The 25217-nt window shown below is 72.5% G+C and carries 28 protein-coding genes; 19 read left to right on the top strand and 9 right to left on the bottom strand.

The annotated features are described in order from the left end of the window. The first annotated feature begins 35 nt into the window (after positions 1-35). From FKD65_RS22240 to FKD65_RS22225, 4 genes are all read left to right on the top strand, one after another. Positions 36-794, top strand: a complete 759-nt coding sequence (locus FKD65_RS22240) for an AraC family transcriptional regulator (RefSeq protein WP_141579316.1) — start codon at positions 36-38, stop codon at positions 792-794. A gap of 95 nt (positions 795-889) precedes the next feature. Further along, on the top strand, positions 890-1828 hold the full coding sequence (locus FKD65_RS22235) for a sterol desaturase family protein (RefSeq protein ID WP_205718214.1): 939 nt from the start codon (positions 890-892) through the stop codon (positions 1826-1828). 170 nt (positions 1829-1998) lie between these two features. Then, entirely contained in the window at positions 1999-2172 is a 174-nt protein-coding gene (locus tag FKD65_RS22230) for a hydrophobic protein (protein WP_141579315.1), read from the top strand. Between the two features lie 153 nt (positions 2173-2325). After that, positions 2326-3843, top strand: coding sequence for an alpha/beta hydrolase domain-containing protein (locus tag FKD65_RS22225; RefSeq protein WP_141579314.1), 1518 nt, complete (start codon positions 2326-2328; stop codon positions 3841-3843). Between the two features lie 350 nt (positions 3844-4193). Here the strand turns inward: FKD65_RS22225 and FKD65_RS22220 are convergent, their stop codons facing one another. Beyond that, positions 4194-4547, bottom strand: coding sequence for a PRC-barrel domain-containing protein (locus FKD65_RS22220; RefSeq protein ID WP_141579313.1), 354 nt, complete (start codon positions 4545-4547; stop codon positions 4194-4196). Between the two features lie 60 nt (positions 4548-4607). Beyond that, positions 4608-5435 (bottom strand): MBL fold metallo-hydrolase, encoded by an 828-nt coding sequence (locus tag FKD65_RS22215; protein ID WP_141579312.1) that lies wholly within the window; start codon positions 5433-5435, stop codon positions 4608-4610. A 157-nt stretch (positions 5436-5592) separates the two neighbouring features. Here FKD65_RS22215 and FKD65_RS22210 point away from each other — a divergent pair, with 157 nt between their 5' ends. The 5 genes from FKD65_RS22210 to FKD65_RS22190 all read left to right on the top strand — a co-directional run bounded on the left by FKD65_RS22210 (position 5593) and on the right by FKD65_RS22190 (position 8903). Beyond that, positions 5593-6420, top strand: a complete 828-nt coding sequence (locus FKD65_RS22210) for an SAM-dependent methyltransferase (protein WP_141579311.1) — start codon at positions 5593-5595, stop codon at positions 6418-6420. 49 nt (positions 6421-6469) lie between these two features. Beyond that, the gene (locus tag FKD65_RS22205) at positions 6470-6685 is read left to right on the top strand and encodes a DUF397 domain-containing protein (RefSeq protein WP_141579310.1); all 216 of its coding nucleotides are present in this window, start codon (positions 6470-6472) and stop codon (positions 6683-6685) included. 75 nt (positions 6686-6760) lie between these two features. Next, the gene (locus tag FKD65_RS22200) at positions 6761-7603 is read left to right on the top strand and encodes a helix-turn-helix transcriptional regulator (RefSeq protein WP_168221146.1); all 843 of its coding nucleotides are present in this window, start codon (positions 6761-6763) and stop codon (positions 7601-7603) included. A gap of 6 nt (positions 7604-7609) precedes the next feature. Beyond that, a complete protein-coding gene (locus FKD65_RS22195; RefSeq protein WP_141579308.1) occupies positions 7610-7807 on the top strand; it encodes a DUF397 domain-containing protein in 198 nt (65 codons plus the stop codon). A gap of 343 nt (positions 7808-8150) precedes the next feature. Then, positions 8151-8903 (top strand): hypothetical protein, encoded by a 753-nt coding sequence (locus tag FKD65_RS22190; protein ID WP_141579307.1) that lies wholly within the window; start codon positions 8151-8153, stop codon positions 8901-8903. A gap of 21 nt (positions 8904-8924) precedes the next feature. Here FKD65_RS22190 and FKD65_RS22185 read toward each other — a convergent pair whose 3' ends face one another. Next, positions 8925-9734, bottom strand: a complete 810-nt coding sequence (locus tag FKD65_RS22185) for a helix-turn-helix transcriptional regulator (protein WP_141579306.1) — start codon at positions 9732-9734, stop codon at positions 8925-8927. 190 nt (positions 9735-9924) lie between these two features. Between FKD65_RS22185 and FKD65_RS22180 the strand changes: the two genes are divergently transcribed. The 4 genes from FKD65_RS22180 (at position 9925) to FKD65_RS22165 (ending at position 14873) form a co-directional block, all read left to right on the top strand. After that, positions 9925-10683 (top strand): SDR family NAD(P)-dependent oxidoreductase, encoded by a 759-nt coding sequence (locus tag FKD65_RS22180; protein WP_141579305.1) that lies wholly within the window; start codon positions 9925-9927, stop codon positions 10681-10683. Positions 10684-10842: 159 nt separating this feature from the next. Beyond that, entirely contained in the window at positions 10843-11286 is a 444-nt protein-coding gene (locus tag FKD65_RS22175) for a lamin tail domain-containing protein (protein ID WP_240809545.1), read from the top strand. 160 nt (positions 11287-11446) lie between these two features. Then, entirely contained in the window at positions 11447-11731 is a 285-nt protein-coding gene (locus FKD65_RS22170; RefSeq protein WP_141579304.1) for a putative quinol monooxygenase, read from the top strand. A gap of 79 nt (positions 11732-11810) precedes the next feature. Beyond that, entirely contained in the window at positions 11811-14873 is a 3063-nt protein-coding gene (locus FKD65_RS22165) for a BTAD domain-containing putative transcriptional regulator (protein ID WP_168221145.1), read from the top strand. Here the strand turns inward: FKD65_RS22165 and FKD65_RS22160 are convergent. From FKD65_RS22160 to FKD65_RS22140, 5 genes are all read right to left on the bottom strand, one after another. Beyond that, the gene (locus FKD65_RS22160) at positions 14855-15664 is read right to left on the bottom strand and encodes an ABC transporter permease (protein WP_240809544.1); all 810 of its coding nucleotides are present in this window, start codon (positions 15662-15664) and stop codon (positions 14855-14857) included. The two genes, FKD65_RS22165 and FKD65_RS22160, sit on opposite strands and share 19 nt — an antisense overlap. Next, positions 15661-16635 carry an ATP-binding cassette domain-containing protein gene (locus FKD65_RS22155; protein ID WP_141579302.1) on the bottom strand — a complete coding sequence of 325 codons (975 nt, stop codon included), beginning with the start codon at positions 16633-16635 and terminating at the stop codon, positions 15661-15663. The genes FKD65_RS22160 and FKD65_RS22155 overlap by 4 nt, the downstream gene beginning before the upstream one ends. A 68-nt stretch (positions 16636-16703) precedes the next feature. Continuing rightward, entirely contained in the window at positions 16704-17009 is a 306-nt protein-coding gene (locus FKD65_RS22150; protein WP_141579301.1) for a hypothetical protein, read from the bottom strand. A 153-nt stretch (positions 17010-17162) separates the two neighbouring features. Then, positions 17163-18479 (bottom strand): phosphotransferase family protein, encoded by a 1317-nt coding sequence (locus tag FKD65_RS22145; RefSeq protein ID WP_141579300.1) that lies wholly within the window; start codon positions 18477-18479, stop codon positions 17163-17165. A 7-nt stretch (positions 18480-18486) separates the two neighbouring features. Continuing rightward, entirely contained in the window at positions 18487-19107 is a 621-nt protein-coding gene (locus FKD65_RS22140) for a TetR/AcrR family transcriptional regulator (protein WP_141579299.1), read from the bottom strand. A 124-nt stretch (positions 19108-19231) separates the two neighbouring features. On the opposite strand from FKD65_RS22140, the gene FKD65_RS22135 reads away from it, so the two are divergent. The 5 genes from FKD65_RS22135 to FKD65_RS22115 all read left to right on the top strand — a co-directional run bounded on the left by FKD65_RS22135 (position 19232) and on the right by FKD65_RS22115 (position 23997). After that, the gene (locus tag FKD65_RS22135; protein WP_141579298.1) at positions 19232-19804 is read left to right on the top strand and encodes a VOC family protein; all 573 of its coding nucleotides are present in this window, start codon (positions 19232-19234) and stop codon (positions 19802-19804) included. Continuing rightward, positions 19788-20429, top strand: a complete 642-nt coding sequence (locus FKD65_RS22130) for a carboxymuconolactone decarboxylase family protein (protein WP_141579297.1) — start codon at positions 19788-19790, stop codon at positions 20427-20429. Before FKD65_RS22135 ends, FKD65_RS22130 begins: the two co-directional genes overlap by 17 nt. After that, on the top strand, positions 20429-21583 hold the full coding sequence (locus tag FKD65_RS22125; RefSeq protein WP_141579296.1) for an acyl-CoA dehydrogenase family protein: 1155 nt from the start codon (positions 20429-20431) through the stop codon (positions 21581-21583). Before FKD65_RS22130 ends, FKD65_RS22125 begins: the two co-directional genes overlap by 1 nt. 89 nt (positions 21584-21672) lie before the next feature. Continuing rightward, positions 21673-23808: a tetratricopeptide repeat protein gene (locus FKD65_RS22120; RefSeq protein ID WP_141579295.1), complete on the top strand. Its 2136-nt coding sequence runs from the start codon at positions 21673-21675 to the stop codon at positions 23806-23808. 9 nt (positions 23809-23817) lie between these two features. Beyond that, positions 23818-23997: a DUF397 domain-containing protein gene (locus FKD65_RS22115; protein ID WP_240809543.1), complete on the top strand. Its 180-nt coding sequence runs from the start codon at positions 23818-23820 to the stop codon at positions 23995-23997. A gap of 108 nt (positions 23998-24105) precedes the next feature. Here FKD65_RS22115 and FKD65_RS22110 read toward each other — a convergent pair whose 3' ends face one another. Then, entirely contained in the window at positions 24106-24489 is a 384-nt protein-coding gene (locus tag FKD65_RS22110; protein WP_141579294.1) for a helix-turn-helix domain-containing protein, read from the bottom strand. Between the two features lie 102 nt (positions 24490-24591). On the opposite strand from FKD65_RS22110, the gene FKD65_RS22105 reads away from it, so the two are divergent. Then, entirely contained in the window at positions 24592-25215 is a 624-nt protein-coding gene (locus FKD65_RS22105; RefSeq protein WP_141579293.1) for an NAD(P)-dependent oxidoreductase, read from the top strand. Positions 25216-25217 lie beyond the last annotated feature (2 nt).

Below are 25217 nucleotides of genomic sequence, written 5' to 3'. Positions count from 1 at the left end.
GGGAGGGCGGCTCCTGGTGGCAGGGGTGTGCGGCGATGTCCGGGGCTGACAGCGGATGGGCGGGGACGGCGCGGCTGGAGCGGGGCGTTCTGACCTTCACCGGACGGCTGGGCGGTGCCGCCGCCCACGCCCACGCGGCGGTGCAGGTCGTGACCCTGACCAGTGGCACGGTGGTCTTCCAGGACCGGTACGGCCACCGGCTGCGGGCGACCTCGGCGATCATTCCCGCCGGGGTCGTCCACACCGTGGACGCCACCGGACAGGCGCGCGGGACGACGTACTACCTGGACCCGGCCGGACGAACCGCCGCCGCCCTCGCGGCCCGGGTGAGCGCGGCCGGTGACCGGCGGATGGCGAGCACCTGGATCGCCGCTGCCGCCGCGCCGCTCGCGTCACCGCCGCCCGGACCGCTGCATCCGGCGTTGGCCGCCCTGGTGAGGCGAGCTTCGCAGGGAGCGCGGCGTGCGGGCGGCCCCGACGTGCCCGAGTCTCTGGCCGAGGCTGCGGCGGAGGTCGGCCTCTCGATCACCCGGTTGGGGCACCTCTTCACCGACCAGCTCGGCCTCCCCTACACCGCCTGGCGGCGCTGGGCCCGCCTCCAGCACGCCATGGCCGCCGTGCACGAGGGCGCCACCCTCACCGAGGCCGCGCACGCCGCCGGTTTCACCGACAGCGCCCACCTGACCCGGGTGTGCCGCGCGATGTTCGGCATCACCCCCACCCAGGCCGCCCGCGCCGCCGGCTGGCCTCCGGACCCGCGTTCCGCGCGGCGGTCGGGAGGCAGTGCCCTCTGACCGCTTCACCGCGCTGCCCCCTACGGCCGGTTCGAAGCGAAGAGGCAGCCGATCCGTACAAGGCTTGACGCCCTTGTCCGGGTCAAGGTCGGTTCATGAGCACCACGACGGTCACCACCACGCCCGTGCGCGTCCTGCGGGCAGCCGTCCGCTACGGGTACGCGCCCGCGATGCTGCTCGGCGTGAACGGCGCCGGCATCGCATTGGCGAGCGCCGGCGCCGGGAAGATCTGGCTGCTGGCGCTACTGGCCGCGGCCATCGCCGCCTCCTTCACCGCCGAACGCATCCTGCCCTATGACCAGGCCTGGAACCGTCCGCTGGACGACGGGGGCCGCGACGCCGCGCACACGATCGTGAACGAGGCCCTCATCCTCGGGAGCGTCGCCGCGATCCCCGCCCTGGCGGCCGTGGTGTCGATCGCCGACATCTGGCCGCACGCCTGGCCGATGTGGACTCAGGTGCTGCTGGCGGTCCTCGTGGCCGACGCCGGGATCACGCTGGTGCACCTCGCCAGCCACAAGATGGGACCGCTGTGGCGCTTCCACGCCGTCCACCACTCCGTGAAGCGCTTCTACGGCCTCAACGGGCTGATGAAGCATCCCGCGCACCAGACCGCCGAGATGACGGCGGGCGTCGCTCCGCTCCTGGTCATCGGGCTCCCCGTGGACGTGGCCTCCGCGCTCGCCCTCGCGGTCGCCGTCCAGCTCCTGCTCCAGCACTCCAACGCCGACTACCGCGTCGGGCCCGCCAGGCACCTCCTGGCCCTGAACGAGGGCCACCGCTTCCACCACCTCAAACGGGCCGGGATCGGGGACGTCAACTTCGGCCTGTTCACCCTGGTCTGGGACCACCTGCTCGGCACCTACAGCCACGATCCCGCCCGCCGGTTCACCTCCGACGACCTGGGCATGGCCGCCAAACCCCACTATCCGTCGCGCTACCTGGCCCAACTGGGCGAACCCTTCAGGCGCAGTGGCGCCTGCGCCCCGGGCCCCGCCGCCGACGGCGCCGCGGCCATGGCGGAACCCATCTGAGTTCGTTACTCTCTGTCATGACACGGACGCGTGGAGGAAGCTTCGCGGGCGTCGCTTCTCGTACACCGCCGCGTGTCCGAAATGAGACCTTTGATGTGCATCAAGCTTCAATTACCGGGGACGAACCGCCCCGAACAGAACTAAGGCAGACCCCCAGAGGAGGACCCCCAATGCCTTGGCTGATGATTCTGGTGCTTCTGCTGGCGCTGATCCTGTTCGGTGTCGGCTTCACGCTCAAGGTCCTGTGGATCCTTGCCGCGATCGTCCTGGTCCTGTGGCTGCTGGGCTTCGTGCTCCGCAGCACGGGTCCGTCCGGCCGCCGCGGTCGCTGGTACCGCTGGTAACACATAGAACGGCGCCGCCCCGTCCAGGTTCCTGGACGGGGCGGCGCCGTTTCCGCGACCGGCGATCAGCGCGATCGGGACCGGCGATTCGCGCGATGTGGAGCACGGGACGCGCGGCGGACACTGTGGGCCCCCTGACACGTGGAGGTCACCGTGCGTCTCTCCCTGCGGATCCCCTGGCGGCGCGTCGCCGCCGTCGCGACGGGAGCGGGGCTCCTCGCCGCCCTGCTGTCCGCCTCACCGCCCGCCCTGGCCGCGCCCTCCGGGCCGGTGGTCACCGTCCCGCCGGCGGGGAGCCACGGCTTCCCGTTCCTGGCGGCGGCCGAGGACCTCGGGTCGTTCGGGTACACCGAGAGCGAGTACTTCATCTCCGGTACCGCCACCTCGTACGCCAAGTCCGGCTGGTGGGGATCGAACGGCCAGTGGGACGTGCGGGCGTCCGGGCAGGCCGCCTACAAGACGAGGCTCCTGGTGCGGCGCCCCACCGATCCGGCGGCGTTCAACGGGACCGTCGTGGTCGAGTGGCTGAACGTCAGCGGCCAGCTCGAACTGTCGCCGGACTACTGGTTCGCCCGGGACGAGCTGCTGCGCAAGGGGTACGCGTGGGTCGGCGTCTCGGCGCAGTCGGTCGGCGTCAACGGCGGCCTGGGGGACATCCGCGGCCTCAAGGGATGGGACCCGGCCCGGTACGGCAGCCTCGTCCACCCCGGAGACGCCTTCTCCTACGACATCTTCTCCCAGGCCGGGCAGGCGCTGCGCGACCCGAACGGACCGGATCCGCTCGGCGGCCTGGCGGTGCGGACGCTGCTCGCGGACGGCGAGTCCCAGTCCGCGGGGCTGATGACGACGTACGCCAACGCCGTCCAGCCGGTCTCGCGGGCCTACGACGGCTTCATGATCCACAGCAACGGCGCGGTCGGGGCCCCGATCAGCGGCGAGCTCGCCGACACCCTCCTCATGCCGAACCCGTCCCGCATCCGGACGGACCTGTCCGTCCCCACCTTCGTGGTGCTGACCGAGACCGACGTCCCGCTCGCGGCGGCCGCGCGGCAGCCGGACACCGACCGGGTCGTGCACTGGGAGCTGGCCGGGACCTCGCACGGCGACCAGTGGGCCTACGACCTGGGCGGACCGACGGTGACGAAGTCCGCGGGGTCGGCCGCGCCGCAACCCGGCTGCGCGGCCGGGTCCGCCCCGTACAACGACGGGCCGGGGCACTACTCGATGAACGCGGCGCTGCGCCATCTGGCCGCGTGGGCGCGCGGCGGGGCGCGGCCGGCGAGCGGGGCGCCGCTCGACACGATCCTGCGCGACCCGCGCACCGGGCTCGCGACCGGCGGCGTCCGGCTGCCGGACGTCGCGGTGCCGACGCGGACGCTCACCGGGATGCGCGACACCTCGGGCAGCGGCGTCTTCTGCGGCCTCTACGGCGCACGGGACCCGTGGAACGGCAGTACCGACCCCTGGGACCGGCATGACGCGGGCGACCCGTCCGATCCGTCCCTTCCGTGGACGGCGGAGCCGGTGCTCAGGCTGCTCTACCCGACGCACGACGGCTACGTGGGCAAGGTCCGGACGGCCGCGCAGGCGTCGGTGAGCGCCGGCCACCTCCTGCCCGAGGACGCGGCGACGATCATCGCCGCCGCGCAGGAGTCGGGCATCGGCGGCTGACCCCGCCGAGCGGCGGCCCCGTCCCGAGGTGCGTTCGGGACGGAGCCGTCCGCCCCCCGCATGAACCCGCGCCTGGCGGACTGGCGGCGGGCGAGCCAGAGCCTGTCTCAAAGCGGCCTCGGCCACGCACGCGAACGCGTGACCTGCCCGGTGGAGCGAAGCCGGAGGCGAGCGGAGCCGGGCGGATCGCGAAGCGATGCCGCGTTCGCCCAGGCACGGTCACGTAGCGAGCCGCTAGGCGAGCGGAGTGGGCCGGGCCTGAGTAAACACAGCCGCTAGGCGAGCGAAGTGGGCCGGGCCTGAGTAAACACAGCCGCCAGGCGAGCGAAGTGGGCCGGGACTGTGAAAAGTCAGCGGCGGGCGAGGCGGCGCTCGTCCGGGGCCGCGCGGTAGGGCAGGCTGTAGTAGGCGAAGACCTCCGGTTCGGCGTCGGCGAACAGCTCGCCGTTGGTGTCGATCGCCGGAGCGCCCTTGACCTGCTTCTTGTCGTGCGCGACGCGGAGGTGGTCCGGGCCCAGCGTGCATCCGTCCAGCGGCACGAAGACCAGCCGCTGCCGGGTCGGCACGCCGACCCGCACCGTGGCGAACGAGGGCTGGTCGGTGAGCGTGTCGACGTAGACGGCCTCAAGCGGCCCGATCTTGCTCCCGGCCGAGTCGATCACGTTCCGGCCGCGCCATTGACGTATGTCCTCGATCTCGAACATGTCCTGTCCAAACCGTAGGGTCACCGGTGCATCTGCCCAGCTCACACTGGATGCCGGGCGTCACGAGTGACGGAAGGTACGGGTCTCCCCCGGCGCGACGTAGGCGGCGCGGTCGGACAGGCCGCGACGGTCCAGTTCGCGTCGGAAGTCATCCAGGGGCGACTTCATGACGGTGTAGTCGTTGTAGTGGACGGGCACGGCGGTCGCCGGGCGGATCGTCTCGACGAGGTCCGCGCCCTGGGCGCCGTCCATGGTGACCACGAGCCCGCCCGGCAGCGTGGTGCCGCCCAGGTGGAGGACGGCGAGGTCGATGTCGGGGTTGCGGCGGGCGATCTGGTGGACGCCGTCGAACATCAGGGTGTCGCCGGTGATGTACAGGCGGAACTGCACCTCGCCGGTGGCGGGGCCGAACTCCAGGAGGCTCCCCATGACCGGGGGCAGCATCCTCCGGACGGGGCCGGGGGCGTGCCGACCGGGCATGGACGTGATGCGCAGCAGCGCGCCGTTCTTGACCAGGGTGTGCGACTCCCAGGTGCGCAGACCGACCGCATGGCGGAAGCGGTGCCAGCCCTGGAGGCGCCGGGCCGCGTGGGGCGTGGTGACGACGGGCAGGCCCCGGTCGAGTTTCGCGCGGGCGATCCGGTCCCAGTGGTCGCCGTGGAGGTGGGACAGGACGACGGCGTCCAGCCGCGGGAGGTCGGAGGGTTGCAGGGCGGGCTCGGTGAGCCGCCGGGTGGTCAGCCCGAAACCGAGATAGGCGCGCTGCCCGCGGTGCAGGAAATTGGGGTCGGTCAGCAGGGTGAACGGCCCGCAGCGCAGCAGCGTCGTCGCATTGCCGATGAACTGCATCGTGAGTTGGCGCAGCGCGAGGTCCGGAGCGGTTTTCATGCTTTTCCCCCTTTGGGCCGGTCATGCCCCCCGAAGGGCGTGCGAACCCTGCCGAAGGGGCGGGAGCAAAGCCGGAGAACCCTTGCGAAGCAGCCCGGAAGGGCCGACCCTTGCTTCATAATTCGTGCATCACAAGTTGCTGTATAGGAGGCCGAGGGTGAGCGAGACCGAGCAGGCTCCGCCCGGAGTGGACACCAGCGTCCCGAGCCCAGCCCGGATGTACGACTTCTACCTCGGCGGCACCGACAATTTCGAGGTCGACCGGGCGGCGGCGGAGAAAGTGCTGGCGAACATGCCGGAGGCCGGCGACGCGGCGTGGGCGAACCGCGGCTTCCTCCAGCGCTCGGTGCGGTGGCTGGCCCAGCAGGGGGTCCGCCAGTTCATCGACGTCGGCGCGGGTCTGCCGACGATGAACAACACGCACGACGCGGCCCAGGCGGTCGCGTCCGACGCGTGCGTGCTGTACGCCGACAACGACCCGATGGTGCGGGCGCACGCCGAGAAGCTGCTGGCGGGGTCCACCGGAACGGCGTTCATCACCGCCGACTTCCGCGACCCGGACGGGCTGCTCGGGCACGAGGTCACGGGCAAGATGATCGACCTCACGCGGCCGGTCGCGCTGCTGGCCGTGGCGCTGGTCCACTTCATCCCGGACGGGGACGACCCGTGGGCCATCGTCCGGCGGTACATGGACCGGCTGGTGCCCGGCAGCTACCTGGTGCTCTCCGCGGGCACCAGCGACCGGCAGGCCGACCGGGCGGTCGGCACGGTCAGGGACGTGTACGCCAAGTCCACCGCGAGCGTCCATCTGCGGTCGCGCGCGGAGGTCGAGCGCTTCTTCACCGGTCTGCGGATCGTCCCGCCGTGGGAGGGGGCGGCGGCGAAGGTCTGCTACATCGGTGAGTGGGGCGCGGAGGACCCCGACGCGGCCGACAGTGACGGCTCGCGGTGGGCGTACTGCGCCGTGGCGAGGAAGAACGGGTGAGGAGGCAGGGTGAGGAGGCAGGGTGAGGAGGCAGGGTGAGGAGGCAGGGGTGAGGAAACCGTCCGTCGAGGAGTTGGGGATCGATCCCGAGGCCCTGGAATGGCGGCGCTCGCAGACCGACGAGGGCGGCATAGAGGTCGCCTTCGCCGGCGAGTGGACGCTGCTGCGCACGTCCGGGGAGCTGGTCTCGGTGTTCGACGAGCACGAGTGGGCCTGCTTCCTCGACGGGGTGCGGAACGGGGAGTTCGACCACGCCGCTTCCTGAACCGGCCAGATCTGTGATTCACAAATTCGGAAGGCGTATGCTGATGCCGACCGCAAGCCGAGGGAGGTGGTGCCCGTGAGCGATGCCTACGGGGCCACCATCGCCAAGCGGGGGCTGGCGCGCAGGCTCAAGGAGCTGCGGGTCGAGGCCGGATACACGGCCAACCAGGTCTGCGACCGGCTGAACTGGGGGCGGGGGAAGGTCGGCCGGTTCGAGGCCAACAACTGGGTGCGCCCCGAGCTCAGCGACATCCGCGACCTGGCGCGCATCTACGAGGGAAGCGACCTCGGCGAACTGGAGGAGCTGGCCGGCCGTGCGCGGCGGCGGGCCTGGTGGCGTGACTACCCGGACGTGTTCGACAACGAGTTCCCGGGCTTCGAGAGCGACGCGTCGAGCATCCGGGTGGTCATGCCGCTGGTGCTGCCGGGCCTCCTCCAGACCCTGCCCTACATGCAGGCGCTGCTGTCGTCCGGTTCGAGGACGCCCGAGTGGCGCGAGCGCGCGATGCGCGCGCGCCTGCGGCGGCAGCAGATCCTCGACCGCGACGACGGGACGGCCCCGGAGCTGGTCGCGGTCCTCACCGAGGCGTCCCTGCTGTACGAGTGGGGCGACCCGGGCGACCGGCGCGCCCAGTTCGCCCACCTGCTCGCCATGTCCCAGCGTCCGAACGTGGAGCTCCGGCTGCTGCGCCTCGCGGGCGGGATGCACCCGGGCATGTCCACGCTGGTCAACATCTTCCGGTTCCCCGGCGGGGAGCCTCCCATGGTCTTCCTCGAGAACGACGCGGACGTCCAGGAGATCGACACCCCCGACGACGTGGAGGCATATGACCGGCTCTTCGAACAGATCCGCCAGGCGGCGCTCGGTCCCGCCGACACCGCGGAGCACCTGAGGAAAGTGATCTCAACCCTGGAGTAGCACGACATGGACCTCTCTCAGGCACGGTGGTTCAAGGCGACCGCCAGCGCCAGCAGCAACGGGGGCTGTGTCGAGGTCGCCGATCTCGACACGGCCGCGGCGCTGCGCGACAGCAGGACCCCGGAGGCCGGGGCGCACGTCGTCTCCCGGTCCGTTCTCGCCGCGTTCCTCGAGGACGTGCGGGCGGGCCGGTACGACCGCTGAGCCGGGCCGCACACAAGATCCCCCAGGGCTGCACCCCTGGGGGATCTTTCGCGTGTGCGGCCCTCTCTCAGGCGCCGCTCACGCTACAGCGCGCGGGGCGGCCCGTCCCGGTACCCGCCGGTACACGCATGGGACGCGATGCTGGGAAGCGGTTTGGGGGCTTTCGGGTGCATCGGTGAACGTCTCACTCGTGCGTGAAACTTTCTTGCCGAGCCGCGAGCCTGGCGGCGGAAGATGTGCAAAAGTGTATCTGTGATTCACACATAGCGACTCGCTAGCTATTGAGGCTCATGTCGCGATTGTCTGAACTGCGAATGTCTCCGCAACCCCGAGGGTGGGCGCCATGGCGAAGTCCGCGACGATTTGCGGGATCCCCTGGAGGTTGGAGGACGGCGGCTGCGCGGCCCTGCCCCTGCCCGCGGACGACTCCATCGCCCACGTCGCGCGCTCCCACGTCACGGCCCTGCTCCCGGCCCTCGGCCTGTCCGTCCGGGACGTCGACGACATCAAGCTCATGGTCAGCGAACTCGCCGCGAACGCCCTCCAGCACGGCACGCCCGGCGACGGCCCGGCCGGCGCCGAACTCTGGGTCTACCAGCGCTGCGACGGCCGCGGCCGGGACGAGCTGGTCGTCAAGGCTTTCGACACGGTCAGGGCCTGGCGGCCGTGCGGCCCCGGCCCGCAGCGGCCCGGCCAGGGCGCCGGGCTGAAGGTCGTCGAGCTCCTCACGAAGGGCCGGTGGGGCCACCACCCGTCCCGGTCGCGGCTGCGGACGCCGGCGGTCCGCGGCAAGGCGACCTGGTTCGCGCTGCCGCTCCCGCACACCGTCCGCCGCCGCCGCGCCTGGCGGGTGGAGGGCCCCTACGCCGCGAAGGACCTGCACACCCTGCTCGTCCAGCGCGGCCTCGACCGCTTCGAGCCCGAGGACGGCGCGGACGGGACCACCCTCACCGACGGCCGCGGCCTGACCGTCTGGTGCGAGGCGGCGGCGTTCCGCTGGCGCACCCGCTCCGGCGCGACGGGCACGCTCCCGATCATCGACATCACCGAGACCTGCGAGCGGATCGTCGAACTCTGCGAGTCCGCACCCGCCTAGCGCCGGGCCGCCGCGGTTCGCCTAGTGCCTCTCCAGTGCGGCTCGCAGAAGGGAACGTGACGGGCCCACCGGGGCGGCTATGTCGCTTATCAGGTCGTACCTGACCGCCATCTCCTGGACGTCGGACGGGTTCATCAGGAACCGTCCGCGGCTCGCCGCCTCGGTGTAGGCGAGGTCGCTGCCGTCGACCGTGAGGATCCGGAAGGGGCCGTCGATCCCCGGATGGCCCGCGCCCTGGTTCTCCACGACGCGGATGCTGATGTGGGGATGCTCGCTCAGTTCCAGCAGGTGGGCGAACTGGTCGCGCATGACCTCCGTGGAGCCGACCACATGCTCCAAAGCCGACCAGTGCAGGAGGGCGGCCACGCGCGGCGGGTTCTCCCTGTCGAGCACGGCCGCCTTGCGTGACATCCGCTGCTCCAGGGCCGTGTCGGGGTCGTGGGCGATGCCCGCCGTCAGTGTGGCCCGCGCGTAGTCCGGCGTCTGGAAGAGCCCGGGGATGACGGACGTCTCCCACATGCGGATGCGTGACGCGCGCCGTTCGAACTCGATGAGCGAGGAGAGGCGGTCGCCGTCGTCGGCCGTCCCGGCGAAGCCGACCAGGTGCGCGAACATCCCGCCCGTGTTCCAGAGGCGGTCGACGGCCTCGGCGTGGGCCGGCTTGAGCCGGAGCGTCGCGGACTCGTACCGGGACACGGTCGAGCGGTCGCAGTCGAGGACGTCGCCGAGAGCCTGCCCCGACATGCCGTGCGCCTCGCGGTAGCGGCGCAGGTGCACCGCGATGAGATGCCACATCGAGCGTGACGGGTCCAGTGAGTCTCGCGCCTGCAAGGGGCCTCCCGGTTTGTTGCGATCCAATCCGGAACGTAGCGAACCTATCGCGGAGAGTGCGGGGTGTCCGGCGCATCTGGGGAAACGTCCGGGGCCGGGCCGTCGGCGGGGCCGGGCCCGCCGCCGTCCGCGATGGCGGGTTCGCCGGCAGACGAGTGATCATGGGGGTGGTCCAGAGGAGGGGAGTGCCGTGAGTCGGGTGTACGTGGTGACCGGGGGCGGGCGCGGGGTCGGCCGGGCGATCGTGGAGCGGCTCGCGGCGGACGGCGGGCACGTCGTCGTCATCGAGATGGACGAGGCCGCGCTCGAATGGACGCGGGACCGGGCCGAGGTGACCCCGGTCGTGGGCAGCGCGGCGGACGAGAGCGTCGCGGAACGGGCCGCCGACGCCGCGCAGCAGGCGGGGACGCTCGCCGGGTGGGTCAACAACGCGGCCGTCTTCCGGGACGTCGCCGACCCCTCCCCGAAGGAGCTGCTCGGGCTCGTGGCGCTGAACTTCGACCCGGCGGTGGTGGGGTCCGTGACCGCCGTCCGGCGCTTCCTGGCGGCCGGGACGGGCGGCGCCATCGTCAACGTCTCCTCGCACCAGGCGCAGCGGCCGGTTCGGGGATCGCTTCCCTACGCCACGGCGAAGGCGGCCGTCGAGGGGCTGAGCCGCGCGCTGGCGGTCGACTACGGGCCCCATGGCGTCCGGACGAACGTCGTCGCGCTCGGGTCGATCACCACCGAGCGGTACGAGGGCTTCCTGCGGCGGCAGGAGCCGGAGGAGGCCGCGCGCATCGAGGACGAGATGCGGCTGCTGCATCCGGTCGGCCGGGTGGGACGGCCGGACGAGGTGGCCGACGCCGTCGCCTACCTGCTCTCGGACGGGGCGAGTTTCGTCAACGGAGCCGTGCTGCCCGTGGACGGCGGACGGCACGCGGTCGGGCGCGATCCCGAGGAGGCCTGACGACCCCGTGTTTCCCCGGACCACCTGCGGAAACGCGATAAGTGGGACGCGCGGTCGGGCCCCGTGGTTGGCGCCCGGCCCGGACATGGTCAGAAGTCCCCACTGAACGGTGAATACCGATACATCTAGGGATTCGTCGATCGGAAGGGATGTCCAGGGGTGAGGAAGCTTCTCGTCACGGGGGCCGCCGCCGCAGCGGTGGCGAGCGGGGTGCTGATGGCGCCGCCGGCCGAGGCCGCCAGCGCGGTGCAGATCTACCGGGTGTACTACGACTCGCCCGGGAGCGACAAGGGGTCCAACGCGTCGCTGAACGGCGAGTGGGTGCAGCTGTTCAACACGTCCCGGTCGTCGAAGAACATGAAGGGGGTCAAGGTCCGCGACAAGACCGGATACACCTACACCTTCGGTTCCTTCACCCTGAAGGGTCGCAAGTCGGTTTACGTCCACACCGGCAAGGGCTCCAACAGCGCGACGCATCGCTACTGGGGCCGCAAGTGGTACGTGTGGAACAACACCGGTGACACCGCGTACCTGCTGTATCCCAATGGCCGGGTGGCGGACAAGTGCTCGTGGGGTCGGACGGGTTCCTCGAAGTACTGCTGAAAGGTCCGCGTCACCTGAGAGCGAGCCACCGGTCCCCAGGGCCGGTGGCTCGCCGCCTTTCCGGCCGGAGGGCAAGAAGTCCTCACCTCGGCGACGACTTTCTCGCGCCGGTCCAGTCTGTACCGTGACCGGGATCCACAGGGGATGCGAGGAAGCTCTAATGATCATCATTTCGGGGAAGCTGTACGTTGACGCCGGCGCCCGCGACGCCTATCTGGAGGGCTGCCGCAAGGCCGTCGAGGCGGCCCGGGCCGCTCCCGGCTGCCTCGACTACGCCCTCTCGGCCGACATGCTGGAACCCGGCCGGATCAACGTGTACGAGCGCTGGGAGTCCGGCGAGGACGTCGAGCGCTTCCGGGGGGAGGGCCCCGAGCCCGAGCAGGCCGCGCAGATCCGCGGCGCCGAGGTGATGAGGTACGTGATCTCGGCGGTCGAGGCCCCGTGACTTGAGGCGCTCCCTCACCGGAGGCGCCGCCGCTCCGGCGGGCACGGCGCCCGGCGCCTCGCGGTGGCAGAGTTGTGGCGTGCAGGTGGGGATCCTGGGGCCGCTGAAGGTCACCGACCGGGGCCGTGACGTCGCGGTCGGCGGGGCGCGGTCGCGCGCGCTGCTGGTCCGGCTGGCGCTGGAGCCGGGGCGCGCCGTCACGGCCGAGTCGCTCGTCCGGGCGCTGTGGCCGGACGGCGGCCCCGCGGACCGGGTGCACGCGCTCCAGGCACTCGTCTCGCGGCTCCGCCGGCGACTGCCCGCGGGCCGGCTGCGTTCGGTTCCCGGCGGCTACCTCCTGGACGCCGAGGCCGTCGACGCGCCCGAGTTCGAGCGCCTCGCCCGGGAGGGCGCGCGGGCGCTGCGCGAGGGGGACGCCGAGCGCGCGGCGACGACCCTGCGCGAGGCGCTCGCCCTGTGGCGCGGCGACGCCCTCGCGGACGCGGCCGGGACGCCGTTCGCCGACGCGGCGGCCGTCCGGCTGGAGGCGCTCCGGGTCTCGGCGACCGAGGACCGGGCGGCCGCCGAACTGGCCGCCGGAACCGACCCGGCGCGGCTGGCCGCGGAGCTCGAGGGGCTGGCGGCGCGCCATCCGCTCCGCGAACGCCCCCGCGCGCTGCTGGTGGAGGCCCTGCACAGGGCGGGCCGGTCGGCCGAGGCCCTGGCGGTGTTCGAGCGGTTCAGGGGCGTCCTGGCCGAGGAGCTCGGCACCGACCCGGGCCGGGAGCTGCGGGACGCCTACCTCGCCGTCCTGCGGGCGGCCCCGAGGGAGCGGACGCGCGGCAACCTGCGGGTGCCGCCCACCAGCTTCGTCGGACGGGAGCACGAGCGCGCTTGGATCGCCCGGCGCCTGTGGGAAGGGCGTCTGGTCACCCTCGTCGGCCCGGGCGGCGCGGGCAAGACGCGGCTCGCGGCCAAGGTCGGCGCGGAACTGGCCGAGCGGTTCCCGGGCGGCGTCTGGGCGGTCGAGCTGGCCGCCGCCGGACCGGACGAGGTGCCGCGCGCGGTCGCCGGGGCGCTCGGCCTGCGGGACGGCGAGGGCCGCCTCGAGGAGGCGCTCACCGCCGATGACACGCTGGTCGTCCTCGACAACTGCGAGCACGTGGTGGAGGCGGCGGCCCGGCTGGTGGACGGGCTGCTCGGCGCCTGCCCCGGCCTGCGCGTCCTCGCGACGAGCCGCGAGCGCCTCGGCGTGGACGGCGAGGCGCTGTGCCCGGTGCCGCCGCTCGACGTCCCGGAGCCCGGCGAGGACGGGCTGGGATCGGCGTCGGTGCGGCTGTTCGCCGAGCGCGCGGCGGCCGTCCGCCCGGGGTTCGCGGTGGACGGCGGGAACGCCGCAGCGGTCGGCGAGATCTGCCGCCGCCTCGACGGCCTGCCGCTGGCGATCGAGCTGGCCGCCGCCCGGCTGCGCTCACTGCCGCCCGAGCTGCTCGCGGCCCGCCTGGACGACCGGTTCCGGCTGCTGACCGGCGGGAACCGGACGTCCCTGCCCCGGCACCGGACGCTGCGCGCCGTCGTCGCCTGGAGCTGGGACCTGCTGGACGAGCGGGAGCGCGTGTTCGCCGAGCGGCTGTCGGTCTTCCCCGGGACGATCACGGCGGAGAGCGCGGCCCGGGTGACGGGCCGTCCCGACGCCCTGGAGGCGCTCGAAGATCTCCACGACCGCTCGCTGCTCCAGGTGGTGGACGGCCCCGGGCAGCGGTTCCGCATGCTGGAGACGATCCGCGAGTACGGGCGGGAGCGCCTGGCCGGCGAGGCCGCCCCGGTCCGGGCCGCGCACGCCCGGTGCTTCCTGGAGCTGGCCGAGCGGGCGGAACCGGGGCTGCGCGGTCCGGGGCAGCTCGAATGGATCTCGCTGCTGTCGGCCGAGCGCGACAACCTCCTCGCCGCGCTCCAGCACGCCGTGGACAGCGGCGACGCGGGCACCGCCGTCCGGCTCGGGGCCGCGCTCGCGACCTTCTGGATGATCCAGGGCGACCACGCCGAGGCGGCCCGCAAGCTGCGGCAGGTGCTGAGCGTGCCGCGGGGCGGGCCCGTCCCGGGGGAGGCCGCCGCGCTGGGCGGCTACGTCTTCAACACCCTGCTGTCCGGTGGCGCCGCCCGCGACGACCCGCTGATCGGCGAGCGGCCGCGGGACACCGGCCACCCCCTGGCCGTGCTCGTCGAGCCCGCCGTCGCGCTGCTGACCGGCGAGCCCGCCGCCGGCGTCGCCGCCATCGACCGGCGGCCGCCCGGCGACGACCCGTGGACGGGTGCCGCGCTGCGCCTGACCCGGGCGATGCTCAACGGCAACCGGGGCGCGATGGGGGAGGCCCGGCGCGACATCGCCGCGGCCCAGGCCGGGTTCCGGGAGTCCGGGGAGCGGGGCGGGCTCGCCCTCGCGCTCGTCTTCGCGGCCGAGGCCGACACCGTCGCCGGACGCTTCGACGAGGCGGTCGGCGCGCTGGAGGAGTCGATCGGGCTGCTGCGCGAGCTGGGGCAGGACTTCGCCGCGGGCATGCAGCGGGTGATGCTCGCGGTGGCCCGCGCCCGGTCGGGCGACGCGACGCGGGCGCGGGACGAACTGGCCGCGATGACCGCCTCGGGTGCCGGCACCCCCGCCCGCCACCTGGTGCCCGCGCGACTCGCGCTCGGCGACCTCGCCCGCCACGCCGGGGCCGCGGACGAAGCCCGCGAGCAGTACGCCGCCGCCGCGCGCGAGCTCGACCGCCTGCCGCCCCACCTGCAGTTCCGCTCGCTGCTGGAGACGGCGGGCGCGCACCTGGCGATCGGGCGGGACGAGCCGGAAGCGGCGCGCCGGCACCTGCGCGAGGCGCTCGCCCTCGCCGCGGACGCCCCCGACATGCCGGTCGCCGCCGTCGCCGGGTACGCGGTCGCCCGGCTGGCGGCCGGCGACGGCCCGGAGCGCGCGGCGGAGGTGCTCGGCGCCGCGTCCGTCCTGCGCGGAGCACCCGACGCGTACAACCCCGACGTGGCGCGGGTGGCGGGCCGCCTCCGCGGGGCGCTGGGCGAGCGCGCCTACCGCGCCGCCTACGACCGCGGCCGCCGCCTGGACGCGTCCGGCGCGCTCGCCCTGCTGAACGATCAGCTGCGGCGCCGGTAGGCGTACCCGGCGAGCGGGCCGAACACCGCCAGGAACCCCGCCGACCACAGCAGCGTCATCGCCGCCGGATGCGCGACGGGGCCGCCGAGCAGCAGCCCGCGCGCGGCCTCCACGGCGTCTCCGACCGGGTTGACCTCGACCCACGTCCGGAGCCAGCCCGGGAGCGTGTCGGCGGGGGCGACCATGTCGGTGCCGAACGCCAGCGGGAAGATCCCGAGGAATGCCACCGACTGCACGACGGCCGCCTCCCTGACCAGGACCCCGATGAGCACGTTGAGCCAGCCGAGCGAGAAGCCCAGCGCGGTGGCGAGCCCCACCGCCGCGAGTGCCGACACGGGATCGGTCTGGACGCGGAAGCCCATCAGGTACCCGGTCGCGAACAGCACCGCCGCGGCGAGCACGTAGCGGACCAGGTCGCCGAGGACGATGCCGAGCAGCGGCGCGGACCGCGCGATCGGCAGGCTCCGGAAGCGGTCGAAGACGCCCTTCCTGATGTCGGTGTTGATGTTGAGCCCGGTCGCCAGCATCCCGGCGAGCAGCATCGTCATCACGAGCACGCCGGGGAAGACGTACTGCAGGTACGCGTGCGTGGAACCGGAGACCGCGCCGCCGAACAAGTAAACGAACAGCAGCAGGAAGACGATCGGCATGAACAGCGCGTCGCTGAGCACGCCGGGGTTGCGCCTCGTCTTGGTCAGGCTGCGGCCGGCGAGCAGGAGGCTCTGCCGGACCGGCCGGCGGCGGGTCCGTGCGGCGGGGCGCGCGGTCGCCTTGATCGCGATGTCGGTCACGCGGCCCTGCCTTCCCGGGCACCCGGCTCCTGGCGCGTGCCGTGACCCGTCAGGGTGCGGAACACCTCGTCCAGGCTCGGGAGCCGGAGCGACAGTTCCGCGACGGCGATCCCCGCGTCCTCCAGCCGCCGGACGGTCTCGGCGAACGCCGCGCCGCCGTCGCCCATCACCGGAGCCGTGACGACGTCCCGCCCGGGCGGGTCGACCTCCCGTCCCGACACCGCGCGCAGGATCACGGCGGCCTCGCCGACCCGGCCGGGATCGCGCGGCCGGACGGTGATCGTCTGCCCGCCCGCGATCCCCTTGAGCGCGGCGGGGGTGCCGGTCGCGATGACGGCGCCGCGGTCGATGACGGCGATCTCGTCGGCGAGCGCGTCCGCCTCCTCCAGGTACTGCGTGGTCAGCAGGACGGTCCCGCCGTCCCGCGTCATCGACCGGATCATCCGCCACGCCTCCTCGCGGCGGCCCGGGTCGAGGCCCGTCGTCGGCTCGTCCAGGCAGATCACCGCCGGCCGGCCGATCATGCCGGCGGCCAGGTCGAGACGGCGCCGCATCCCGCCGGAGTAGCCCGACACGCGGCGCCCGGCGTCCTCCGCCAGCCCGAACCGCTCCAGCATCTCGGCGGCGCGGCCCCTGGCCTCCGCCTTGCGCAGGCCGAGGAGCCGCCCGATGAGGACGAGGTTCTCCATGGCGGTGAGGTCCTCGTCCACCGACGCGTACTGGCCGGTGAGGCCGATCAGCTCCCGCACCCTCGCCGCCTGCCGGACGACGTCCAGCCCGTGGACCTCCGCCCGGCCCCCGTCCGGCCGCAGCAGCGTCGCGAGGATCCGGACGGCGGTCGTCTTCCCCGCCCCGTTCGGCCCGAGGACGCCGAGCACGGTGCCCGGCCGGGCCGCGAGATCCACCCCGGCCAGCGCGGTCGTCTTCCCGAATCGTTTGACCAGGCCCTCGGCCTGGAACGCGTAGCTCATGCCGCCGAGGCTGCCGGGCCGCGCTCACAAACCGCTCACACGCCGTGCGGCCGGACTTCGCCGCCGGATCAGCTCATGTCGAACTTGACCTTCTGCCCGTCCACCGAGGTGACCTTGATCTGGACCTGGCCGACCTGGACGGTCCTGCCCACCGGGGCCCTGGTCGGCGCGGAGCCGTCGGCCGACACCGTCATCCCGCCGTCCCCGATCTCGGAGATGGACAGGTCGACGTCGCTCACCTCGATGCTCTGCCCGGCGCCGGACACGGTCACGTGGCACTGGCCGTTCTTGCACGAGTACGAGTTGCTCTGGCATCCGGTGAGCGCGAGCGCGCCCCCGAGCGCGAGAACGGAGAGAACCGCCGAACGCTTCATTTCTGCCCCCTTGGTCGAGCGTCTGGCATTACAGATGCGCTCGCGCGCTCGGCGGTTCCCGTAATGTCCCGGTGGTTCGCGTCATGTCCCAGGGGGTGCCGGAATGGCGCAGCGTTCCTGGAATGGCGCAGCGGGTCCCGTCGCGCCGGGCGGTCAGCCGGGGAGGGACAGGTGGCGGGGGTTCGCGACGGTCAGCTTGTCGGTCACCGAGGCCCGTACCGCGGCGACGACCTCGTCCATCCGGTCGTCGAGGGCGCCCTCCCGGATGGCCTCGGCCAACTCCGCGTCGGCCGCGCATCCCAAGGTCTTCAGCCGTGCCTGGTGAGCGGTCCTGTGCGCGTCGCCGAGGAGGAGTTCCCTCCGGGCCATGCGGAGGGCGGACGCGGCGACGCGGGCGTGGAAGCGGAGGCGGTCGTCGGGCTGCTCGGCCTGCGCGAGGAACGCGCCCACCGCGTCGATGAGGGCGTGCGCGTCCGGCCGGTCGTGCGGTGCGTTGTCCGGCGTCCGCGCGTTCTCGAGCGGATCCCGCACGGTGGCCGGCTCCGTCAGGCCCAGGGCCAGGAGCAGGTCGTGCTCCTGCTCGCAGACCTTCCGGCCCAGGACGGCGTACTCGATCGAGGGATCCGTGCGGCTGAGGAAGCGCTCTGCCTGGTGGCGGCACAGGATCGTCCAGCGGAGGGTGCCGTAGACCTCCCACCAGTGGAGTTCTTCAAGCGTGGGCGGGGTGCCCCCGGCGGCGGCGTAACCGTCGAGGAGATCCTCGCGGCTTCCGAAACCCCCGGCGGGATGCGGGGAGCCGAACCGCCACGCCTTCACGCAGAGCCAGCCGAGGTCCTCGGCGGGGTCGCCGAGGTGGGTGAGCTCCCAGTCCAGGACGCCGGTCACCCCGTCGGGCGAGATCATCAGGTTGCCGTTGCGGAAGTCGCCGTGCACCACCGTCCGGCGGCCGGGCGCGGGACGGTGGTCGCCCAGCCAGCGCAGCGCCAGCTCCACGGCGGGACGCGCCTCGAACGCGGCGTAGTGCTCGGTGAGCGCGGCGAGGGCGTCGTCGTCGGGCAGATCCGGCACGGGCGACATCGTGTGCAGGCGGGCCAGGATGCCGCCCAGCTCGCGGGCCAGCCGGGGCCGGACGCCCGCGAACCGCTCGTCGCGCAGGAGCCGCCGCGGGATCGTCTCCCCGGAAAGCCGCTCCATGACCATGTAAGGCGTCCCGTCCAGGTCGTCGCCGTGGTCGACCAGCCCCGGCACCGGGACGCCCGCCCTCGCGGCCGACGCGATCAGGCCGGCCTCGCGTCCCATCGCCGTGGGGTCGATGGACCCGGGCGGGTCGCGGCGCAGGATGAGGGGGCGGCCGTCCGCGTCGAACGACCAGGTCTCCCGGCTGGCGCCGCCCGAGAGCCGGCGCAGCCCGCCGACCCGCGCGCCGAGCCGGTCCGCCAGCGCGGCGGCGAGGTCGCGGTTCGGTTCCATGGCTCTCCTAGTCGGGCAGGCCGAGGGCGCGGACGCTGAGGAGGTCCAGGGTCGCCAGGAGGCGTTCGGCGCCCTGCGGGTCGCTGCCCTGGACGATCCACAGGTACAGGGAGTGGTCGACCATCGTGGCGAGGGCGCCCGCCGCGGTCTCCGGGTCGAGGTCGGACGGGACGAGCCCGTCGCGCTGCCAGCGCGCGATCACCCGGGCGGAGCGTCCGACCGAGGAGGCCCGGTGCTTGCGCCGCAGCTCCTGGAACTCCTCGTTGAAGGTGGCGACCTGCTCGATGATCGCCATCATCCGGGCGTTGCGCAGGTAGGCCTCGTAGTAGGCGCGGTTGGCGCGCCGGACGCGGTCGGCGGGGCCCGGCCCGGCGGTCGGCACCAGGGCGTGGTCGGTCATCTCCTCGAACAGCCGGTCGGCGACCTCCAGGAACACCGCTTCCTTCGTCGGGAAGTAGGTGTAGAAGGAGCCGTAGGCGACCCCCGCGTGCCGGGTGATGTGCGCGACGCGGGTCTCCAGGAAGCCGCGCTCCTCGAACACCTCGCGGGCGGCGGCGAGCAGCCGCTCCCTCGTCCGGGCGCCGCGCTCGGTGAGCGGCCGGACGCCGGGATCGCCGCCGCTGCCCATCGCCGTGGTCCCTTCCGCCGGGGTTGACAACCCGCTGTCCGCAGGAACAGGATCCGAGCATCGGCCAACTTGATATGACTGTCAAGTCAGCTTCTGCGGCGCGCTCCCGCCGCGAGGAGGTTCCATGAACACCGAGTTCGAACTCGGCGGCATCAACCATCTGGCGCTGGTGTCGTCGGACATGAAACGCACGGTCGACTTCTACTCCGGCGTCCTCGGCATGCCCCTGATCAAGACCATCGACCTGCCGGGCGGCATGGGGCAGCACTTCTTCTTCGACTGCGGCGGCGGCGACTGCGTGGCGTTCTTCTGGTTCCCCGACGCCCCGGACGGCGTCCCCGGCGTCTCCGCCCCCAAGGGGCGGCCCGAGGAGGGCGAACTGCTCAGCGCCGTCGGATCGATGAACCATGTGGCGTTCCACGTCCCGACCGAGAAGTTCGACGAGTACCGGCGGCGGCTCAGGGACAAGGGCGTCACGGTCAGCCCCGTCCTCAACCACGACGACAGCCCTCTGGGCATCGCCCGCGACGTGCACGACGGCGTCTTCGTCCGGTCGTTCTACTTCCAGGACCCGGACGGGATCCTCCTCGAGTTCGCCTGCTGGACGCGCACGTTCGGCGACTCCGACGTCTCCCACGAACCGAAGACCGCCGCCGACCGGACCGCCGGGAAGGAACAGCATGCCGCGACTGCGTGAGGTCCCCCGCGCCGAGGTCACCGACGAGCAGATCCTCTTCTTCTACGACCGCCTCTTCGCGCCCGACCGCGACCCGGCCGTCGACCACGGCACCGCGACCGGCTCGCCCGGCGACTGGTGGACGGTGTTCGCCCAGTCCCCGGACGTGTTCCGGCACGCCGTCCGCGGCTTCGCCCTCTACCGGGGCGCCGACCTCGACCCCGTCCTGCGCGAGCTCGGCCAGTGCCGGGCCGGGTGGGCGCGCGGCAGCCAGTTCGTCTTCTCCCAGCACTGCAAGCAGATGCGGGCGCTCGGCATGCCCGAGGAGAAGATCGAGTCCATCCCGCACTGGCAGACGGCCGACTGCTACTCGCCCCTCGAACGGGCCGTCCTCGCCTACACCGACTGCCTCGTCCTGGACGGCGGGCGCGTCCCCGACGCCGTCTTCGAGCTGCTCCGCAAGCACCTGCCCGACAAGGAGATCCTCCAGCTCACCTACATCACCTGCATGTACGAGATGCACGCGACGATGTCCCGCGCCCTGCGCCTGGAGTTCGACGACCGCCCCGAGCCGGTCGTCGAGGTCGCGGCGCCCGAGGGGTACGGGAGCCGTGACATCTCCTCCGACCTCACCGGGGAGGGCTGATGCTGTTCCCCGTGCCCGACCGCGTCCGGGACGTCCGCGACGCCGTCCACGCCTTCATGACCGAACGCGTCGAACCGGCCGAGCCCGCCCTCAACGCGGGCGACCGCGAGAGGCTCCTGAAACTCCGCCAGGAGGCGAAGGACGAGGGCCTTTGGGCGCTCGGCCACCCCACCGAACTCGGCGGCGGCGGCATGCCGTTCCTCGACTACGTCTACGTCAACGAGGTGCAGGGACGCAGCGAGTGGGGGCAGCTAGCCCTCGGCACGTTCACCCTCCAGGACTCGCTCATGCTGCACAAGTACGCGAGCCCCCGCTGGCGCGAGCGCTACCTCGCCCCGATGGTCGCCGGCGAGGTCTCCCCGAGCTTCGCGATGACCGAGCCCGCCTACGCCGGGTCCGACCCGACCCAGCTCCGGACGAAGGCGGTCCTGGACGGCGACCACTGGGTCATCAGCGGCCGCAAGTGGTTCACCACGGGCGCCGGCGAGGCCGCCTACACCACGGTCATGTGCCGCACCGAGCCCGAGGGCACGGCCCCGCACCGCTCCTTCAGCATGATCATCGTCCCGACGGACACGCCCGGCTACGAGATCGTCCGCGAGACGCCCGTCCTCGGCCTGAACGGCGGCCATTACGAGGTCGCCTACAACGACGTCCGGGTCCCGGCCGACAACCTCCTCGGCCCCCGCGGGCACGGCTTCGTCATCGCCCAGGAGCGCCTAGGCCCCGGCCGCATCTTCCACTGCATGCGCTGGCTCGGCCAGGCCCAGCGCGCCTTCGAACTGATGTGCGCCCGCCTCGGCTCCCGCGTCGCCTTCGGCGAGCCGCTCTCGGCGAAGCAGCTGATGCAGCAGCACGTCTTCGACTCCTACACCGAGATCCAGGCCGCCCGCCTGCTCACCCTCCAGGCCGCCGAGCAGATCGACGCGGGCGACCAGGCCCGCATCGAGATCGGCGCCATCAAGGTGGTCGGCGCCCGGATGCTGCACAACGTCATCGACCGCGCCATCCAGACCCACGGCGCCGCGGGCCTCACCGACGACACCCCCCTCTCCCGCATGTACCGCCACGCCCGGGAGGCCCGCATCTACGACGGCCCCGACGAAGTCCACATCCAGAGCACCGCCAAACGCATCCTCAAAAAACTCGGATAGTCAGAAATGGCCTCGCCCCGAACAGGCCCTTAACCGCGCCATCTGACAGGGGCCTTACACCGCGGCACAGGCGAACCTATGCTCCGAGCATGGACCTGGAGGTGGTGTTCGGGGGTGGCGGCTTCGCGGTCACGGCCGTCGGCGCTGTTATCGCTTGGGCGCAGTTACGGCGGACCCCCGCAGCCGACCAGGGGCACCGCCGGAACGGAGCACCCAGGGAGATCCTGCGCCCCCCGACCGGCAGGCTGCCCGGTCACGTCCGGGGCCGCGAGCAGATCCTTCGCACGATCGAGGACGTCGCCCGGAGACCGGACGGCGCGGTGCACCTGCTCGGCGGCCTCGGCGGAACAGGGAAGACGACGATCGCACTCCAGGTGGCGGAGACGTGCCTCGCCGCCGGACGGCGGGTCTGGTGGGTGTCCGGCACGGAGGCGGGCTCTCTGGCGTCCGATCTGCTGGAACTCGCCCTCTCCCTGGGGGCCACGACCCAGGACGTCGAGGACGTCTCGCATGGCCGGCGCAATCCCGCCGACCTGCTGTGGGAGTTCCTGGAACCGCAGCGGAACTGGGTCCTGGTGATCGACAACGCCGACGACCCGGCCGCACTCGCCGTGCACGGGCGAACGGCGCGCGACGGCTCGGGCTGGATCCGGCCCAGTTCGTCCGGCCTGGTCCTGGTCACCAGCCGCAACATCGATCCGAGAATGTGGGGACGGCACGTCACCATCCACTCCGTGGGATGGCTGCCGACCGAGCAGGGCGCCGATGTCCTGCTCGACCTTGCGCCGAACGCGGGCACCCGGGACGAGGCACGAGCTTTGGCGGAACGCCTGGGCGGACTTCCGCTGGCTCTCCGGCACGCGGGCTACCACCTCGCCTCTCCGTTCCACCGTGAACGCACCTTCACCGCCTACGCCGACGCGCTGCAGGACCGGTTCCCGGAACTCATGGGGGCGGGCGCCGACGACCGGTCGATCGTGACGAGCACCTGGCGGCTCACGTTCGAGGCCCTCCGGCAAAACGGACAGCCGGAGGCCGAGGCGCAGTTGCGGGTGCTGTCCCGGTTCGCGGGCGGCGTCCCCTTCCGCTGCGACCTGCTCGACCACGACGTCCTCGGACGCGGGACCGGCCTGCCGGACGGCGCCCAGGTCGCGGACGGTCTTGAGGCCCTGGCCAACACCGGCCTGATCACGGTCTCGTCCGGCGGGGAAGCCGACATGATCACCGTGCACCCACTCCTCGCGGAGACCCTCCGGACGGACGACGACGAAGGCCGGACCCACGAGCGGATCGCCGCAGACCTGATCGCCACCGCGGTCGAGAACCTGGAGCCGCGAAAGCCCGGGCACCATCCCGCGTGGGCTTCCCTCATTCCGCACGTCGGCGAACTGCTCCAGGCGACGAGAACGCGGCCCGACGACCCGGTCCTGGGGCGCGCCGCTGAAGCGGTGAGCCTCATCGCGATCGCGCTCGGCTGGGGAAGCCACTACTTCGCCGCACTCCGCCTGACCGAGGAGGCGCTGGAGACCATCACCGCCCTGGGCCTGGACCACCCGATCGTCATCGAACTCACACTCACCCAGGCCAAGGTCACCCGCTTGCTAGGCGACCCGGCCGCAGCCGAACCGATCGCCAGAAGCGTCGTGACGACTCGCGAACGCACCCTCGGCCCAGACGACCTCGACACCTTGAGCGCCCGGCACGAACTCGGCGTGTGCCTCATGGGTCAGAGAAAAGGGGCCGACGCGGAACAGGAGTTCACGGCGGTCTTGGCCGCGAGGCGGCGTCTCCTGGGGGAGGACCACCCCAGTACTCTGGCCAGCCGTCACATTCTCGGAGAACTCGCGTACAACCTCGGGCGCATGGAGGAAGCGGAGCGGCACTTCCGCGAGATCTACCCCGATCGGTGCCGCGTGCTAGGGATCGAACACCACGACACGCTGGTCACTCGCAAGCAGATCGCACGGACGTTCGCCATGCGCCGACGGTGGAACGACGCGGAACGGGAGTTCGTGGAGATGCTCCCGGTCATGCGGCGGACCATGGGTGCCGAGCACGACCATGTTCTGTCCGTCCGGTTCGAGCTGGCAAAGATCTTCGCGGTGCAGGGCAGGCGCCGACAGGCCCGAAAGGAACTCGAAGATCTGATGGCGACGGAACGGCGTGTGCTCGGCGCCGGACACTCGCTCATCCGCGCGACCCAACAGGCCTTGGCTGAACTGTAAGGAGTTTTTGTGTCCAGAAACGTCACATTTCGTAAGTCCCGCCATTCAGATATGCAATCCGGCTGTATCGAACTCGGACGGGACGATCATCTCGTCCGAGTTCGGGACAGCAAGGCGCCGGATGCGGGGACACTTGGCTTCTCCATCGCCGAGATACGCCGCTTCTTCGCCGAGATCCGCACCCGTTAGGCCGTCCCCGGACGTGCCGCGGCCCGTCGCCGACCGCGCGAACGGTCAGCTCCTGGGAAGGGCCCGGTCAGTCCTGCCCTGCTGGAGCATCAGCCCGATGCCGTGCTGTCAGCCGGTGGGGTCGAGGTGGGTGGCGTCGTAGGACTCGCGGGCGTCGAGTAGTTCGTCCCAGTGCTGGTCGGTCCAGGCGCAGGCGGCCGCCAGCGGTTCGAGCATGCTGCGGCCCAGCGGGGTCAGCTCGTACTCGACGTGCGGGGTGGCCTCGGCGTAGACGGTGCGCTTGACCAGACCGTCCCGTTCGAGGGCTCGCAGCGACCCGGTGAGGACCTTGGGCGTGACGCGGCTCAGCGGCACGCGCAGTTCGGAGAAGCGGCGTGGCCCGTGTTCGAGGCAGCGGATGATGAGCGCCGCCCACTTGTCGCCGAACCGGATCGGATTGAGCGAGGACGGGCACAACTCGTCGAACATGTCGGCGGGCAGCGGTTCCCTCATGGGCTCACGATAGCCGGTATCCCGGCGGTAACCGCGGCCGCCGCTAGCGTCGGCGGACCGGCCGGGCGCACAGGTTCCGGCCCTGGTGAGAGGCGGTTCGTCATGAACATCGTGGTCTTCGGCGCGGGCGGCAGGGCCGGTCGGCAGGCCGTCGCCGAGGCGCGGCGGCGCGGCCACCGGGTCACCGCCGTGGTGCGCGACCCGGCGCGCCACGGCGACCTGACCGGCGTGCGGGTGGTGCCGGGCGACGTCACCGACGAGGCCGGCATCGAGCAGGCGGCCGCCGGGCATGACGCCGCCATCAGCGCCGCCGTGGACCTGTCCGCGCCACCGCACGACTTCTTCACCGCCTCGTCCCGAGCGCTGGCCGGCGGCCTTGCGAAGGCGGGCGTGACCCGACTGGTGGTGGTCGGCCTCGCGTCGATCATGCCCGGGGCGTCCGGCGCCCCCTTGATGGACGAGCCCGGCTACCCCGACGAGTACCGCTCCTTCTACCTCGGCCACGCCGCGGGCCTGGACGCGCTCCGGGCCTGCGACCTCGATTGGGCTTACGTAGCCCCCGCAGGCGACTTCGACCACGACGGCGAGCGCACCGGCCGGTACATGATCGCCGACCATGGAGATCCGGCCAGCCGGATCACCTACGCGGACTTCGCGATCGCGCTGCTCGACGAGATCGACGCACCCCGCCACCTCCGCACCGCCGTCAGCGTTCGCGAGGCCTGATG

The sequence above is a fragment of the Actinomadura sp. WMMA1423 genome, assembly GCF_006547145.1.
Classification (GTDB): Bacteria; Actinomycetota; Actinomycetes; order Streptosporangiales; family Streptosporangiaceae; genus Spirillospora.
This window is presented reverse-complemented; position numbering and strand designations above follow the sequence as displayed.

What these genes read in the sequence shown, in the direction of transcription:
- FKD65_RS22240 (WP_141579316.1), top strand. Translation starts at nt 36, where the DNA reads ATGTCCGGGGCTGACAGCGGATGGGCGGGGACGGCGCGGCTGGAGCGG.
- FKD65_RS22235 (WP_205718214.1), top strand. Translation starts at nt 890, where the DNA reads ATGAGCACCACGACGGTCACCACCACGCCCGTGCGCGTCCTGCGGGCA.
- FKD65_RS22230 (WP_141579315.1), top strand. Translation starts at nt 1,999, where the DNA reads ATGCCTTGGCTGATGATTCTGGTGCTTCTGCTGGCGCTGATCCTGTTC.
- FKD65_RS22220 (WP_141579313.1), bottom strand. Translation starts at nt 4,547, where the DNA reads ATGTTCGAGATCGAGGACATACGTCAATGGCGCGGCCGGAACGTGATC.
- FKD65_RS22215 (WP_141579312.1), bottom strand. Translation starts at nt 5,435, where the DNA reads ATGAAAACCGCTCCGGACCTCGCGCTGCGCCAACTCACGATGCAGTTC.
- FKD65_RS22195 (WP_141579308.1), top strand. Translation starts at nt 7,610, where the DNA reads ATGGACCTCTCTCAGGCACGGTGGTTCAAGGCGACCGCCAGCGCCAGC.
- FKD65_RS22190 (WP_141579307.1), top strand. Translation starts at nt 8,151, where the DNA reads ATGGCGAAGTCCGCGACGATTTGCGGGATCCCCTGGAGGTTGGAGGAC.
- FKD65_RS22170 (WP_141579304.1), top strand. Translation starts at nt 11,447, where the DNA reads ATGATCATCATTTCGGGGAAGCTGTACGTTGACGCCGGCGCCCGCGAC.
- FKD65_RS22155 (WP_141579302.1), bottom strand. Translation starts at nt 16,635, where the DNA reads ATGAGCTACGCGTTCCAGGCCGAGGGCCTGGTCAAACGATTCGGGAAG.
- FKD65_RS22150 (WP_141579301.1), bottom strand. Translation starts at nt 17,009, where the DNA reads ATGAAGCGTTCGGCGGTTCTCTCCGTTCTCGCGCTCGGGGGCGCGCTC.
- FKD65_RS22145 (WP_141579300.1), bottom strand. Translation starts at nt 18,479, where the DNA reads ATGGAACCGAACCGCGACCTCGCCGCCGCGCTGGCGGACCGGCTCGGC.
- FKD65_RS22140 (WP_141579299.1), bottom strand. Translation starts at nt 19,107, where the DNA reads ATGGGCAGCGGCGGCGATCCCGGCGTCCGGCCGCTCACCGAGCGCGGC.
- FKD65_RS22135 (WP_141579298.1), top strand. Translation starts at nt 19,232, where the DNA reads ATGAACACCGAGTTCGAACTCGGCGGCATCAACCATCTGGCGCTGGTG.
- FKD65_RS22130 (WP_141579297.1), top strand. Translation starts at nt 19,788, where the DNA reads ATGCCGCGACTGCGTGAGGTCCCCCGCGCCGAGGTCACCGACGAGCAG.
- FKD65_RS22125 (WP_141579296.1), top strand. Translation starts at nt 20,429, where the DNA reads ATGCTGTTCCCCGTGCCCGACCGCGTCCGGGACGTCCGCGACGCCGTC.
- FKD65_RS22120 (WP_141579295.1), top strand. Translation starts at nt 21,673, where the DNA reads ATGGACCTGGAGGTGGTGTTCGGGGGTGGCGGCTTCGCGGTCACGGCC.
- FKD65_RS22110 (WP_141579294.1), bottom strand. Translation starts at nt 24,489, where the DNA reads ATGAGGGAACCGCTGCCCGCCGACATGTTCGACGAGTTGTGCCCGTCC.
- FKD65_RS22105 (WP_141579293.1), top strand. Translation starts at nt 24,592, where the DNA reads ATGAACATCGTGGTCTTCGGCGCGGGCGGCAGGGCCGGTCGGCAGGCC.